Source organism: Microcoleus sp. F10-B2, assembly GCF_036704965.1.
Classification (GTDB): domain Bacteria; phylum Cyanobacteriota; class Cyanobacteriia; order Cyanobacteriales; family Microcoleaceae; genus Microcoleus.
The window spans coordinates 16994-31538 of record NZ_JAUBTB010000050.1; the positions used below are offsets into that span (position 1 = coordinate 16994).

Consider the following 14545-nt stretch of genomic DNA (forward strand, 5'->3'; position numbering starts at 1 on the left):
GGCGAAGATTCTCCTTTCCGCCTTATGAGTAGCACAAACCCCCGCGTAACCACAATAGAGCCCCATTCCAACAACAGTAAAGTAAACTGATGAGTTCATTTGAACTCGGAGTACCTGTTAAAATAGGCAGTAGGTGGAGTGAGTGACCGAAATGCCAACTGCTGTGGGTAATATTAATTCCGATGCTACCGGAGTTGATATAAATTCCTCGATTATACCTATATTAAGTCTAAGTAAAAAAATATTTATGTTGCATGAAACTTGTGTTCTCTAGCCTAGTTGTGCGGAACAATCTGCTGTTTAAATTCAAACAAATTAGGATTTTTGGGGTCATAAAACGCCCGCAGCCAATGCACGTTGGGAGAACCAAAAGTTTCAACTCTAGTAAAATTTTTAATTCTCGGTAATTGAGTCTCATCGGTAAAACGGGGTAAAGGTTTATCGATGCGGAAATAGTGAGTATCGCCGTGGACGAATACAACCTGCCCTGGGAAATTGCCTGTTTCTGTTTCCAAAGTTGCGATAAAATCGTTGTAGCCACTTCTTCTTTTGTCCGTCGGATCGAGTTCAAATCCCGGATTTGCCTGTGCAACTAACACAATTCCTTTGCTGTTGCTGCGTTTGGCTAAAGCAAAACATTCTTCGATCCAGGCTAAGTTAGCTGAATTGCGATCGGCATATTCTGCATCTCCTTCGGGAGTGCGCCCAAAATTGTTGTTGCTTCCCGGCATATTAATCGCGAAAAACACAACGCCATGATAAATCCAGCGGACATTTTCGCGGAATTTAGCAAACTGCGGGTTTTCGCTTTGACGGGTGAGAGTTAAGGTGCGTTTCCCCAAACTTTGACTGCCATGGTTAAAAATTTCCCGCAGTTTAGCGAGTCTTTCTACTGGATCGTAACTGCCGTTATTTGAACGGTGGCAATCCGTCCATTCATTGTCACCATAAACTAGAATAAATGGGATTTCAAAATTTTTAAATAACTGCTTGCGGCTGATAAAAGTTGCATCATCGCAGAGACTAGAACCGTTTTTAATGTCGCCGTCGTGGACTACAAACGCTGCGGGCGATCGATTGATATCTGCAATCAAATTCGGAAACTGTGCTTCCTGTTCGGTACTGTAGGGCAAATCGCCAATCAAGGCAAATTCAAAAGGTATATCGCCAGAAGTTTGAGCGTAAGTGAAAAGACCAAAACTTGTAATTAATACAAAAACAATAAAGGCGAGAATTATATAGTTTTTTTTCATATCTTTAGTCGTCACTAATTTAGTTATGATGACTTACGTAGAACCCAGAAAAAATAGATGCTGCGATTGCTTCACTACCGTTGGCAATGACAGACTTATGTTATTAACTTAAGTCCTGGTCATGATACCATATAAGCCGACAAATCGCTTTCATAAATTATGAATTTTCGTCTGCTGTTTTCACTAATTGCCATGCTTTCGATCGCAGGCTGCAATATCCAAACGCCAAAAACTAACACACAGCCTGCAGAACGTCGATCGCCAATAGCAACCCCTGTTCCCGCCAAACCAAAGTCTGAGCTCGAAGAAGCAACACTAATTGCTGTCGGCGACATTATGATGCACAGTACCCAAACGCGATCGGGCTACGACGCCAAAAAGAAAACATACAATTTTGACAGTTTCTTCGCACCAGTTAAAAGTATCCTATCAACAGGCGATTGGGTCATCGGAAATCTCGAAACACCTTTAGCGGGAGAAGACGCGGGCGGATATACGGGATATCCGCTATTTAACGCACCGGCTCAATTAGCGGATGCTGCTAAAAAAGCTAGATTTAATATCTTGACAACCGCGAACAATCATGCTTTAGACCGTGGAGAAAAAGGGGTAATTAGGACGATCGCCAATCTGCGCGATCGTAAAATTGCCTCAACAGGAACAGCCACATCTACCGCCGAAGCTTCACGCACTTTAATCAGCACCAAAAACAACATTTCACTAGCCATGCTAGCCTACACATACAGCACAAACGGCATTCCCATACCCAAAGGCAAAGATTACTTAGTTGCCCTAATCGACCAAAAAAAGATAATCAAAGACATTGCCAAAGCCCGAAAACAAGGAGCAGATATTATCGCAATTTCCCTGCATTTTGGCAACGAATATCAGCGACAGCCAAACAGCGAACAAAAACAATTAGTTGAAAACCTATTAAAAGCTGGTGCAGACATCATTCTTGGCAGCCATACCCACGTCGTCCAACCTTACAAAATTTTTAAATTTCCCGGCAAAAATGGCAAAACCCGCAAAGCTGTAGCAATTTATTCAATGGGAAACTTCATTTCCGGTCAGAATAAAAAATATACAGACTTAGGCGTAATTTTACAAGTAAATATTCGCAAAACATTGCCCGAAAAAACCACAGAAATTACAGATGTAAAAACCCATCCTACTTGGGTGCACCGCTACAGCTTGAACAACAAATTAAACTACCGCGTTTTGCCCCTAGCAAAAACAGTCACCGATAAAAAAGATCCACTATTAGCAACTTCGCAGTATCCGGTTCTCAAAAGAGATTTGCAGGATATGAACAATCATCTTAATTCTTTAAATAAACCTCAACATAACAAGTAATCCCTCCCTTAAGCAGGCAGGGCGGTTTCATTCTTTGTAGGGGCAATCCCCCCGTGGTTGCCCCGATGGCTCAAACGCCGATTCCCTCGTCGGTGGAGGAAGTACGCACGGGGGCACTACCCCTACAAAACGATGATTTCCCGCTCTAATGAAACCGCCCTGCTTAAGCAGGGGGGGAATGGATAGCACTCTATCGAGGTTTTAGGTTTTAGGTTGGATGCTTAGTCTATTCCACCTATCACCTACCACTTATTTTTGAGAAGTGTGGCCTACACGTAAGTGAACCAACCTAGAGCGCTTTGAGTTAAAAATCTGTCCTGCAAAACGGCAATTAGTTCGTAATTTGAATTTTCTTCGCGGTAAATAGCAGTGCCAGAAATTCCCTGAATTGGAGAGCCATCTAAAAGGTAGTCAGACGCACTTCCTTGCAGTTGAATTGTATCTGCAAAGGGCAGATAATCAGTAATTAATGCGTAGTCAGCATCGCCGCCAACATTGTAGAAAGCCTGACCGGGCGCGCCGAGAACGAAGGTATCCAATCCTGTCCCGCCAATCAGCGTATCTGCATCAATTTCCGCCCCGTAACCGTAAGCAATTATTCGGTCATTTCCGGTACCGCCGTCTAAATAGTCGCTGCCATCTCGACCTACGCCACTATCAGTTAGGATGTCGTTTCCATCGCCGCCGTAAAGAGAATCGTTTTCCGTGCCGCCGATGAGAAAATCATCTCCAAACTCGCCGTATAATTTATCGCTTCCGCTACCTCCAATTAGGATGTCATCCGCATACCCGCCGCGCAGTTCGTCGTTACCGCTACCGCCATTTAATTGGTCGTATCCATAGCCTCCGTCGAGGGAGTCATCGCCATTTTCACCAAATAGTTGGTCGTCGCCAAAACCCCCATAGACTGTATCGTCATCTTCGCCACCGTACAGAAAGTCGTTTCCACCCAAGCCTACTAGAGAATCATCCCCTGCTAAGCCGTAGATGACATCATTTTCTGGGGTGCCTTTCAAGCTGTCTGCTTCTTCATTTCCACTGATAACCATTGTTTTAGTTCCTTAAATTGCTAGTCGCGATCGCAAATCGTCGTGCGAGCGAAATTTCCCTCGAAGTGGGATTGCAAAATCTCAGAGGGCGATCGCTCTCCCTTAATCACTTATATCTACTTTAACTATTTTGAAAATTTTCAACCAGTCGCTTATTTGAGTGACACTCATTTTACGTAACTCATTTGCTGAATTAGCCAAAAAATCGCCCCTTCCACATCAGCAACCCGAGCGACATCGGGAATCGGCGGCCGCTGCACCATCACCACCGGAATTCCCAGTTCCCTAGCCGCGACAATTTTCGCATAAGTAGCACCGCCGCCGCTGTTTTTGCTAACAATTGTATCGATCTGATATTCTAATAGTAATTTCCGCTCGTCTTCCAATGAAAAAGGCCCCCTTGCTAATAACAATTTGCCGTTAGGAACAGGAGTATTTAGTGCCGGAGGATCGATCGCCCGCATCAAAAACCAAATAGCATCCAAACCAGCAAACGCAGCCAATTCCTGCCTGCCAATGGTGAGAAACACCCGCTGAGACTGCCCTAATAAAGCCTTTGCAGCCTCCGAGTGGCTGCCAACTTCAATCCAGCGATCGCCCTCCACCATCTCCCAAGCTGGACGCACCAGCATCAAATAGGGCACATTGCATTCAGCAGCAGCAACAGCAGCATTGGCAGAAATCTGAGCCGCAAACGGATGAGTAGCATCAATTAACAAGTCGATCGGGCGATCGAGCAAAAACTCGGCCAGCCCAGCCGCCCCACCAAACCCTCCAATTCGCACCGTACCCGTTTTTGGGGTAAAAGGCTGCTGAGTGCGTCCTGCTAGCGAAGATATCACCTCGATTTCAGCGATTTGAGACGCTTTGACAGCCAGTTCAGCAGCATCCCCCGTCCCGCCCAAAATTAGCAAGCGTTTTTTCATAAAATTAGTCCTAACATAAGCTGTTCGACATTCAAACTGCACTATTTGTGGGCCTGACCCCATACTGCAAGGGGTTGAGGCAATAAATTTAAATGACTAACAGCTTATCGAACTAATACCTAAAATTTTGGTTAATAATGTCTTTAAGGATCGTCAATTAAATAATTTCCCTTTTTTCTTTTGGGATGAGCCAGAAAGCCCGTCTATCGGGGACGGGCGGAACGCCCATCCCACAACAAACAGGAAAAGTGGATTTTATTTAATTCTCATTCCTAAGTAAAGTTTCAACTGCCAACAAAGATGATTCGCTCACTTTTCACATTTTTTACAGTATTAATTGTAACCGGGTTAGTTTGGTTGGGAAATATCGCGCCCGCTACCGCACAAGTACAACCAACAGATATCACCGATCCCCAACAGGAATTGAGAGAACTCGTTCAAAAAGCTTTTGAAGCTACAAATGAAGGCAAATTTCCCGCCGCTGAAACTTTTTGGACTCAAATCATTGACAAATTTCCCTCACAAGCCCCCGCTTGGAGCAACCGAGGCAATTCTAGAGTCAGCCAAAACAAACTGCAAGCAGCAATTTCCGACTACGAAAGAGCGATCGAACTAGCTCCCGACGCCCCCGATCCCTACCTAAACCGCGGCACCGCCTTAGAAGGTTTAGGACGCTGGGAAGAAGCGATCGCCGATTACAATCACGTGCTAGAATTAGACCCCAAAGATCCAGCAGCCTACAACAACCGAGGCAACGCCGAAGCAGGTTTAGGAAAATGGGAACAAGCAATTGCCGACTACAGCAAAGCCTTTGAATTAGCCCCTGAATACGCATTTGCCCGCGCCAACCATGCCCTCGCACTTTATCAAAACGGGCAAACGAAGGAAGCCATTCGCAACATGAAAAACATTGTCCGCAGATACCCCCAATTTGCCGACATGAGAGCCGCCCTCAGCGCCTGTCTTTGGGAAGCAGGAAAGCGCGGCGAAGCTGAGAGCAATTGGGTAGCAGCAGTCGGCCTCGATGCCCGCTACAAAGACCTCGATTGGGTTGCCCATACCCGCCGCTGGCCGCCAGTTGTAGTTAGTGCCTTGGATAAGTTTTTGAACTTGCAATGAGTCAGGAGTTAGGACTCAGGAGTTAGGAATCAGGAGTTAGGACTCAGGATTTAGGAGTTACGAGTTAGATTCTTGCAAATTGATGCAGGTTTCAACAATCATCTATCTCCGGCATCCAGTAAGCAACTGCTATAAGTAAGCTGACCTAAAAAACTGAATCCCCAGATACCCCAGGGCTGTTTCATTCTCAGGAAAACCGCGATTTTGTAGGGGCGGTGCCCCCGTGCCCGCCCCCACCCACAGATGATTTTATGAGCATTTCAGGCATCGGGGCAACCACGGGGGGTTTGCCCCTACAAGAAAATAAAACCGCCCTGCCAGATCCCCGGCTTCTTAAAGAAGTCGGGTATTTCACAAAATTAATTTTTGCTTTCAAAATTCATATTCAAGTTCTCCCGCAACAATCTTATCTGTGACTAATTTCCTGTACAACTCCAATTCTTCACAAGTCACTTTTCCGTCAGCTAATACCGCTATTTGAATGTCTGCCATTTCTTGCTTGGATATCTTGCCGTCAACAACAGCCCGCTCGATTTTAATTTTGAGCTTGTCTAGTTCCTGAATTTCTGCGTGGGTAAGTTCTTTAGCATTAGGCCGCGAAACTAACATAGTTCCCTCCTTCTCAAGTTTGACCTTGAGCCTTTATTCCTGTAGTATGATACCGTTTGATATATTGTCAACTAAAAGATGCAAATCTTGACAAAAAATAAAAAGCTGCCACAGCTTACCTACTTAACTAAGCGGTAGGGTGTGCCCATAAGCACCCTACAGAATTAGTTGATGTGTCCTGGACTAAAAAAGTGAAAACCGGCCACAGCTTACCTACTTAACTAATTCCCAAATCCGCGCAGCCGTCAACTCTTCGACATTCCTGAAAACAGCGATCGCACCGGCATTTTTCAGCACCGCAGCATAAACCTCACAGCGCACAGCATCATCCAAAATATGAGGCGGCAAAATTCCCATCCCCAACCAAATCCGGTTTGGTTGCACTTCCCGCGCCTTCACAACCGTGTAAATATCGGCAACAGTATCTCCCGCGTAAATTACGGGCAAGTTCTTTTCTAAACCGTGCAGGTTTTCCAACTGTTCAATTGCCGCAAAAAGTCCAGCCGGATCGGGTTTTCCCGGCGCATCTTCCATCGCCACCAACACAGGCGAATTTAAACTCAGTTTCCCTGACAAAACATAAGCAGCTTCATCCCGCATCGCCCCGCTAAAAAAGCCCCAAACAATGCCCTCAACTGTTAAATTTTCCAGGTAAGCCGGACTTAACAACAGCGGTTCGTCACAAATGTAACCAGTCCAATTTTTCTCATCGGGCCCGCGATAGCGACTTTGGAAAAAAGCCACTAATTCGTCATAGTTAAGAGCGAGTTCGCTGCGATTCCGCCCAATTCCCTCAAAATAACGGCAAACTAACTCGAAAGACGCCTGCCAGTCATTATTCCACACTCCCTCAGACTTCAGAGAGTCGATATCGAAAGAATTCGGGCGAAAAGCACCCGCCGTGAAATGCTCCACCGCATCCGCAATCGCCCGCCGATAGGAACCGGACACATCCCGCACCACACCGTCAATGTCGAAGACTAAAATAACTCTGTTCACAACTTAACTATCCTTGTACCTAGGGCGGGTGAAAACCCAAATTTTATCTGTTCCCAGCCCCGCTCGCGGCGCTAAAACCAGCCGCGCCACAAAACTTTTAACGGCCGATGACTCATTATCGAACAGAGTGTGCTACGCTTAGCGATTGTAGAAATTTTTAACAAGTTCGATCGGAACCCTGGAGGTTTGCTTGTCCAAGTTTATCTTAAAAGTTCTCTGGCTAGAAGAGAATGTTGCCCTCGCCGTTGACCAAGTTGTCGGCAAAGGAACTAGCCCGCTGACAGCTTACTTTTTCTGGCCCCGCAAGGATGCGTGGGAAGAACTCAAAAACGAACTCGAAGCCAAACACTGGATTGCTGACAACGATCGCGTCGAAGTCCTCAACCAAGCTACAGAAGTAATCAACTACTGGCAAGAGGAAGGCAGACGGCGCCCGATGACTGAAGCTCAGTCAAAGTTCCCCGAAGTGACTTTTACCGGCAGCAACTAAGCCCCGCTTTAAGTTGCTACCCATATAAATTGCCTGTTATGGCTGACGGGGGGAAGGAGAGAGGGGGAAAAGGGGAGAGGATTTGACGCTTTTTCCACCTCGCCGTGAAACATACAATTTAAATGCGCTACAGCTTATATTGATACTAACTCCGATTTTCAGACCGACTCGGGTCTTGGGTTTGGTCAATTTGAGACTTATCAAAAATAAAGCTCTAAAATCAGCTTTTTTTTGATAATTTTAAATTTTACAGTCAGCTCTCAAAAGACTTGCCTCTGACCAATAATATCAATTCCGGTTGCATCGGAATTAATATTACCCGAAATCAGGACATGGCGCCGTGCCGTGTCCCTACAATTAATTCGGTAGTCCAAGGGCACGGCGCCGTGTCCTCTATATCATTCCGGCGCAGCCGGAATTGAAATAAAAAATAAAAAATAAAAAATAAAAAATAACTAACAACTAACAACTAATCACCTCTTTTTTGCGGAATTTATGGGCGCCGAAAGTACGATCGACCAAACCGAACAGCTACCGCTGGTAGTAAATCCCGACATTCTCCAGCAAGCTATCCTCTACAAAATTAATACTCGCATAAACGCTCGCGGAGAATTAGTTTTCCCCTGCGTACCGGGAATGCTAAGCCACTATCTCAAGGCGATAGAACAGCTATTTCGCACTCTCGACAGACCCCTGCCAGAAGAACGCAGAGACGAACTCAGCAAGCTTTTAGCCAGCAAGTTAGAACAAGGCTACCGCACCTCCACAGCATCGCTGTTGATCCTGCAATACGAATCAGTGCAGCCGCCGCAAACCGGTTTAGCTTGCAAAGTGATTGTTACTACCTCAACAGTTGGAGAACAGTACAAAAGCTGGGTAGACACAAGAGAACCTCCGCTTTTCGGCTCTCATCCAGACGCAAAATTGATGGCAACGGCTGCTAAATTGGGTACACCCGATCGAGTGCGGATATTGGACGTGGGGGCCGGTACCGGCCGCAATACCTTGCCGCTGGCGAGATTGGGCTATTCTGTAGATGCGATCGAACTAACTCCAGCTTTTGCAGAACAATTGAAAGCAGCAGTAACAGCCGAACATCTTCCCGTGACAGTTATTGAAGGCGATGTCCTCGACCCGTTAATGCGGATGAAACCAGCCCGCTACCAGTTGGCAGTTGCCGCCGAAGTCATCTCGCATTTTCGAGACAGCGATCAAGTACGGCTTTTCCTCGCTAAAATGTGCGATTCCCTCTGTCCCGGAGGCCTGTTGCTGTTCAGCACGTTTTTAACCGTAGGCGACTACCAGCCAGATGCCCTCGTGCGACAAGTTGCCCAACTCTCTTGGTCTACTTTATTTACCCCCCAAGAACTCGCCACCGCCATGGAAGGGTTGCCCTTAGTCCAAATATCCGACGAATTGGTGTTTGAGTACGAACGCCACCACCTGCCGGAAGGAGCCTGGCCGCCGACGCCCTGGTTTCCCAGTTGGGCCACCGGTCGAGATGTTTTCCCAATGGCAAACGGACGCCCGCCAATGGAATTGCGCTGGATTTTGTGCCGCCGCAGTTAAAAAAAATCAGTCGGCTATAAACGGACACAGCAATCACAATCGTTAACAGGCGGTAATAGTTTCCTCAGATATTTTGATTTCAACAGCTTGAAGCCGGCTCGCTGTTAATATTGCCCAGCCTGCACACAAAAATTTACAAAAATATATATTAAGATGTAAAGAGAGCGAAGTTCGATCGCCCCTGGGTGAGAAACCCAGTGTCTGATTAGATCCAACGCTTGCAAACGTTTGATTGCTTGCGAAAAATTGGGCCGGTCAGGGCAATCGGGCTGGAATAAAATTCGATCGCTCTCTCTATCGGTGCACCTAGAGTTAAGATGAATCAAACAAACCTATTCCTCCAGATAGATGACATTTTAGAGGAAAAGGACTAGCTAATAGATTAGCTCGCTAGTTAGCGATGCTCCTGAGACAAAAATATGCTTTTAACACGTCCACTACAAGCGTTTGGAGCAATCTTCAGGCACCAACCTTCAACAAATAGATTGAGCGAACACAAAAGCAGTAAAAATTATTGGGAGGGGAATATTTATCCCGCTGTAAACGAACAAATTGACTGGTATATCCAACTGGAAATGCTCATGAGTAACGCGAAATCTTCCTGCACCAATGAAGAGATTACCGCTTGGCTGCGCGGATTGCTGACAATTGCTTGGGCAGACGGCAACTTTGACGAAGACGAGCAAAAAATGATTGCGACTCTAACTCACGATGAACTAAATTCTGTATCTTATGAGGGAAATTTTGAACCGATTGCCCCAGAGGAACTAGCTGCTGTTTTAGGGAAAAGCACGGCCAACGGCGAGAATTTTTTGAGAACAGCAGTAATGGTAGCCTTGGCAGACGGTACCTACTCGCTGTCGGAAGACGAGGTAATCTACAAGTTTTGCACAGCTTTGGGTCACAAGGTTGAGGCGATAGAAGCTTTGCGACACACCATCGAAGACAGCAAGTGCGATGCCCAGGGGCCCAGCAGCCAAATAGTCTTTGATGCGAATGCCACCCCCATCGGCACACCGCTTTCATCTCGACTGCCTCAACCTCACCACAAAAATGTCCTGCAACCAGTCAAAGACTGGCTTGACGCCTGGGAAGTTCACGACCCGAGAGTGGCACACTTTGTCTGCAAAATGATTCCGCCGCAGTGTCCGTTTGAGCGAGATGTCGTGTTATTCGGACGCAAAATCGTGCACATTCCGGCGATGTGCAAGATTAACCCGCTTTACGAACAGTTGGTGGGGATGCGCTTTCGAGCTCTCTGCTATTTGGCAGATGAATGTAAGGAAGATGTATCGATATATTGTTAGTAGTCATTAGTCATTAGTCATTAGTCATTAGTCATTAGCCATTCTTGTGAAATCTTGGATTAATGACTGTAACTATTAACCAATGACTACTAATTAGTCCAAGACGCAAAAACCTGGTTTTTCTACAAAAAAACATCGTTACAGCGATCCCCAGTAGAAAAACCAGGTTTATTCCGTTGGGAGCATCCCAATTTGGTAAAAAGCGTTTTTTAGGAGTGCGAGCGAGACGCTCGCACTCCCTACCGCGAGCGAGACGCTCGCACTGAATACGATCCAAATATATTATTCTGATGCAACAGTCCACGATCTGAAAGCAAAAATGGGATGCTCCCTATTCAGTTTTTATTGGTAAGTCCTGCTAATATTAAATCCTCTTTGATAATACCAAGTCAAAAAAAGTTTTGCTACAATCCTCAATCTTATACAAATTATTAAAAATCGCAGAGCCAAAAGCCGGACACGGCAGTGCCGTTTCCCTACAGATGCTGGGGTAAAATCTCTCGGTATGCACTACTTTTTAGAATTGTATAACTATATTTTTCCGGCGAGTATAAGTCGCGACTGCACTTGCTTGGAGTCCGCCTCTGCACACTCAAGGAAAAGAGGAATATTGTACTTGGATCTGGTATCATAGCTAATGACTGATGACTGCTGACTACTGACTATTGACTACTGACTAAATTATGCAATTTATCGATCGCGCAGATATTCAAGTCGCAGCCGGCAAAGGCGGCGACGGTATGGTAGCTTTTCGCAGAGAAAAGTACGTACCGGCGGGCGGGCCGAGCGGCGGTACCGGCGGGCGGGGCGGTTCTGTGTTTATGGTGGCGGTGGAAAGCCTGCAAACGCTGCTAGATTTTCAGTACAACCGCATTTTTAAAGCCGAAGACGGGAAACGCGGCGCGCCGAAGAATATGACCGGGGCTTCTGGGGACGATCGCACGATCGAAGTTCCCTGCGGTACAGTTGTTTACGACGCGGAAACTCAGGCAATCTTAGCAGATTTAGTAACGCCCGGACAGACTTTTTGCGTTGCCAAAGGCGGCAAAGGCGGTTTGGGAAACAAGTGTTTTCTGACAAATTCTAACCGCGCTCCAGATTATGCGATGCCGGGAAAAGAAGGAGAACACAAATTTTTGCGGCTGGAATTGAAGCTATTAGCTGAAGTAGGAATTCTGGGGATGCCGAATGCTGGCAAATCCACCTTAATTTCAGCTTTGTCTGCGGCTCGTCCCAAAATAGCAGATTATCCGTTTACAACTTTAGTCCCGAATTTGGGTGTAGTCAGAAAACCCACCGGCGACGGTACGGTGTTTGCCGACATTCCGGGATTGATTGAAGGAGCTCACGAGGGCGCGGGTTTGGGTTACGAGTTTTTGCGGCACATCGAACGAACTCGGTTGCTGCTGCATTTGATCGATATTACGGATGAAGATCCGATCGCCAATTATGTCACAATTCAGGAAGAATTAAAGGCTTACAGGCGTGGTTTAGCCGATAAACCGCAGATTTTGGCTTTTAATAAGGTAGATGCGATCGATCTTGAGGATGAGGAAATTGGAAATGCGATCGCGCGATTGAAGGAAATCAGCGGTGCTCCCGTGTTGATGATTTCGGCTGTGAGTCGAGTTGGGTTGGATGAGTTGATGCAGCAAGTTTGGCTGAAACTCGATGAGATGAATGAGGTTGAAGCGGAGGCGCCCTCAGCAGTGGGAGTTTTGTAGCCCAGTTCTGATTTTTCTGCTGTATTGCTGGCACAGCAGGGGTTTGAGGTACTCAGCCGAAAAAAACGATTCCCGTCTAGGTGCGGAAAGGGCGATCGGCTTCATCAGTGGTGGGTGAATCATGATTGCGAAACCTATATTAATCGATACATCGAACTGCACCGCAGCTATGCTTTGGACGTAAGAGTGGGGATTGCTTTCTGGTTTGGAGCGCCCGCGAACCGGAAACAGCGCCTCAAGTTGGAATCAGATTTGATTTACAAGTGGCGATTGCCCTTCAATAAGGAGTGCTGGCAGTGGTGGGGGCAACCCTTTGGGAAGTGAAATCTGTAAGATTCCGGATTAGTAGTTTCTATAACCTTTCTCAGCCAACCTGCGAACAGTTCATGTCTGAAAAGACAACTGTTACCAGATTATAATGATATCCAGCGCTTATATAAAAATTCAAGCTCTACTTGTTTACAACCTAAAAAAGTGCACTATAATTTTAAATAGGTGCATAATTAAGCTTTACTTTTCGAGTACAAAACTGTATAGGCGTACTAAAGCGTAGAGTGCGGTTTAATATCTCGTTAGAAGGCAATTGCGATTGCGAATTGCAAGTATTTTTATTAGCCATTCGCCAGGATGCGACTACTTAATCTATAGATACACAAAGTTAGTATTTAGGTAAGAGATAATCTGTCAAACTTATGCAGTTATTGTAGCCGCCATTACGGAAATATCTGCTTTTAACGAATTCTATCACAGATTGAAGTTAGGCTACCTAAAAATAATCATCGCCTAACAACCCAAATGCACCCGACTGCCATTCGGTTATCCGTTGGAAATTTGAGGTTATATGTGGCGGGTGATTGGGAACATGATACCGCTTCATTTGTGCGTGAGATCAATATTTTAATGCTTTTGGAAAAATTTTACAATTAGCTTAAATTTATTCACTGAAACTAACCACTATGTCGCAATATCCGGATTTTGGAAAACTCCTAGAAGACCCCACAGATGAATCAGATTTAGGATGGACACTTTGTTTTATCGGGGACAGCCAACAAACAAAGCTGGCAGAACTGGTACAACATTTAAAAGGTGATTTTTCCCAAACAGGTGATGGGAAGCAGATTTTATCCGGGTTCTCTTACTGGGGAATAGGACCAACCATCGCATGGGATAAAACTTGTGCTGACCCATTCTACCCAGTCATGAAAGATAGTATACAATCATTCAAATCCCGATGGCGGCAAATTTTTAACAAGATAGAGGAGCAAGATTTTTACTATGTTAGTTTAGGTGTGGGTAATGGTAAGAAAGATGGGCATATTTTAACTTCCTTACTCGATAAACAACCTAATTTGTTTTACTTTCCAGTCGATATGAGTGCGGCAATGTTGAGAATGGCTATTCAGGAAGTAACGGGAATAGACAAATTAATCCGCAGACATATCTTGCCAATTCAAATTGATTTTTGTGAACACAATAAAGTTGACAATTTACGAAAGCTAATCGATCAAATTGTTCCTAATCAGCCTGTTTTATTTTCCTTTCTCGGTAATACACTAGCTAATTTTCATGACGATCTAGGGCTGTTAAAAATTATTTCTAGATTGATGCGCGACAAGGACTTGCTGCTTATAGAAGTAGCAGCAACCAAAGACCTAGACAATAAGACGATACAGGCGGCAGCAGAAGAATATGCAAGAATCGACTCTTTTAAGAAGTTTGTTACAAGTGCTTTGCTTCAAAATACCGATTTACATATTGACTTAGGTAATTTGATATTCCAGCCTAGTGTCGAAGAAAACAAGGCAATCTTAATTAAGGTTATCTATCGCAATTCTAGTCAAAAAACGCTTCGAGTTATGTTGCCAGATTGGTCGTACACTGACTTTGTGAGCAACGACACAATTCGTTTGTTTCTCACTCGCAAATACACTCAAGAAGGCATTAAACAAATGATTTCTGAAAGCGGTTTGGCAATCATTGACAGGAAAACTACCAGTTTTGAAAATGGTGCTACAACCAAATTTGGCATGGATTTACTATTACTGAAGCATCCTTCTCCTCGCAACCAAGCTGGACAAAGTAATGACGTGAATTTACCAGATGCTGTTTGGTCTTAGTTAAAAGCATAGTAATTTTGAATAAAA

General features: G+C 45.2%; 12 protein-coding genes. 7 read left to right on the top strand and 5 right to left on the bottom strand.

The features are described from left to right. Positions 1-275: 275 nt before the first annotated feature. On the bottom strand, positions 276-1253 hold the full coding sequence (locus tag QUA99_RS19585) for a hypothetical protein (RefSeq protein WP_333239967.1): 978 nt from the start codon (positions 1251-1253) through the stop codon (positions 276-278). Positions 1254-1412: 159 nt separating this feature from the next. Here QUA99_RS19585 and QUA99_RS19590 point away from each other — a divergent pair, with 159 nt between their 5' ends. Further along, entirely contained in the window at positions 1413-2609 is a 1197-nt protein-coding gene (locus tag QUA99_RS19590) for a CapA family protein (RefSeq protein WP_333239965.1), read from the top strand. A gap of 269 nt (positions 2610-2878) precedes the next feature. Here the strand turns inward: QUA99_RS19590 and QUA99_RS19595 are convergent, their stop codons facing one another. Next, on the bottom strand, positions 2879-3658 hold the full coding sequence (locus QUA99_RS19595) for a calcium-binding protein (RefSeq protein WP_333239963.1): 780 nt from the start codon (positions 3656-3658) through the stop codon (positions 2879-2881). A gap of 167 nt (positions 3659-3825) precedes the next feature. Continuing rightward, positions 3826-4584 carry a cobalt-precorrin-6A reductase gene (locus tag QUA99_RS19600; protein ID WP_333239961.1) on the bottom strand — a complete coding sequence of 253 codons (759 nt, stop codon included), beginning with the start codon at positions 4582-4584 and terminating at the stop codon, positions 3826-3828. 300 nt (positions 4585-4884) lie between these two features. Here QUA99_RS19600 and QUA99_RS19605 point away from each other — a divergent pair, with 300 nt between their 5' ends. Next, on the top strand, positions 4885-5703 hold the full coding sequence (locus QUA99_RS19605) for a tetratricopeptide repeat protein (protein ID WP_333239959.1): 819 nt from the start codon (positions 4885-4887) through the stop codon (positions 5701-5703). A gap of 372 nt (positions 5704-6075) precedes the next feature. Here QUA99_RS19605 and QUA99_RS19610 read toward each other — a convergent pair whose 3' ends face one another. Both QUA99_RS19610 and QUA99_RS19615 read right to left on the bottom strand, forming a co-directional pair. After that, on the bottom strand, positions 6076-6312 hold the full coding sequence (locus tag QUA99_RS19610; protein WP_333239957.1) for a hypothetical protein: 237 nt from the start codon (positions 6310-6312) through the stop codon (positions 6076-6078). Positions 6313-6525: 213 nt separating this feature from the next. Continuing rightward, complete coding sequence (locus QUA99_RS19615) at positions 6526-7311, bottom strand: TIGR01548 family HAD-type hydrolase (RefSeq protein ID WP_333239955.1); 786 nt, start codon at positions 7309-7311, stop codon at positions 6526-6528. A 178-nt stretch (positions 7312-7489) separates the two neighbouring features. On the opposite strand from QUA99_RS19615, the gene QUA99_RS19620 reads away from it, so the two are divergent. From QUA99_RS19620 to QUA99_RS19640, 5 genes are all read left to right on the top strand, one after another. Further along, entirely contained in the window at positions 7490-7801 is a 312-nt protein-coding gene (locus QUA99_RS19620) for a 30S ribosomal protein PSRP-3 (protein ID WP_293181450.1), read from the top strand. A gap of 927 nt (positions 7802-8728) precedes the next feature. After that, positions 8729-9370 carry a class I SAM-dependent methyltransferase gene (locus tag QUA99_RS33205; RefSeq protein WP_445251032.1) on the top strand — a complete coding sequence of 214 codons (642 nt, stop codon included), beginning with the start codon at positions 8729-8731 and terminating at the stop codon, positions 9368-9370. 575 nt (positions 9371-9945) lie between these two features. Further along, on the top strand, positions 9946-10677 hold the full coding sequence (locus tag QUA99_RS19630; protein WP_333239997.1) for a Mo-dependent nitrogenase C-terminal domain-containing protein: 732 nt from the start codon (positions 9946-9948) through the stop codon (positions 10675-10677). A 683-nt stretch (positions 10678-11360) separates the two neighbouring features. Beyond that, entirely contained in the window at positions 11361-12401 is a 1041-nt protein-coding gene (gene obgE / locus QUA99_RS19635) for a GTPase ObgE (RefSeq protein ID WP_333239951.1), read from the top strand. A 956-nt stretch (positions 12402-13357) separates the two neighbouring features. Next, complete coding sequence (locus QUA99_RS19640; protein WP_333239949.1) at positions 13358-14518, top strand: L-histidine N(alpha)-methyltransferase; 1161 nt, start codon at positions 13358-13360, stop codon at positions 14516-14518. Positions 14519-14545: the final 27 nt, after the last annotated feature.

Coding starts and splice junctions, on each gene's coding strand:
- QUA99_RS19585 (WP_333239967.1), bottom strand. CDS start 1,253: ATGAAAAAAAACTATATAATTCTCGCCTTTATTGTTTTTGTATTAATT.
- QUA99_RS19590 (WP_333239965.1), top strand. CDS start 1,413: ATGAATTTTCGTCTGCTGTTTTCACTAATTGCCATGCTTTCGATCGCA.
- QUA99_RS19595 (WP_333239963.1), bottom strand. CDS start 3,658: ATGGTTATCAGTGGAAATGAAGAAGCAGACAGCTTGAAAGGCACCCCA.
- QUA99_RS19600 (WP_333239961.1), bottom strand. CDS start 4,584: ATGAAAAAACGCTTGCTAATTTTGGGCGGGACGGGGGATGCTGCTGAA.
- QUA99_RS19605 (WP_333239959.1), top strand. CDS start 4,885: ATGATTCGCTCACTTTTCACATTTTTTACAGTATTAATTGTAACCGGG.
- QUA99_RS19610 (WP_333239957.1), bottom strand. CDS start 6,312: ATGTTAGTTTCGCGGCCTAATGCTAAAGAACTTACCCACGCAGAAATT.
- QUA99_RS33205 (WP_445251032.1), top strand. CDS start 8,729: ATGGCAACGGCTGCTAAATTGGGTACACCCGATCGAGTGCGGATATTG.
- QUA99_RS19630 (WP_333239997.1), top strand. CDS start 9,946: ATGCTCATGAGTAACGCGAAATCTTCCTGCACCAATGAAGAGATTACC.
- obgE (WP_333239951.1), top strand. CDS start 11,361: ATGCAATTTATCGATCGCGCAGATATTCAAGTCGCAGCCGGCAAAGGC.
- QUA99_RS19640 (WP_333239949.1), top strand. CDS start 13,358: ATGTCGCAATATCCGGATTTTGGAAAACTCCTAGAAGACCCCACAGAT.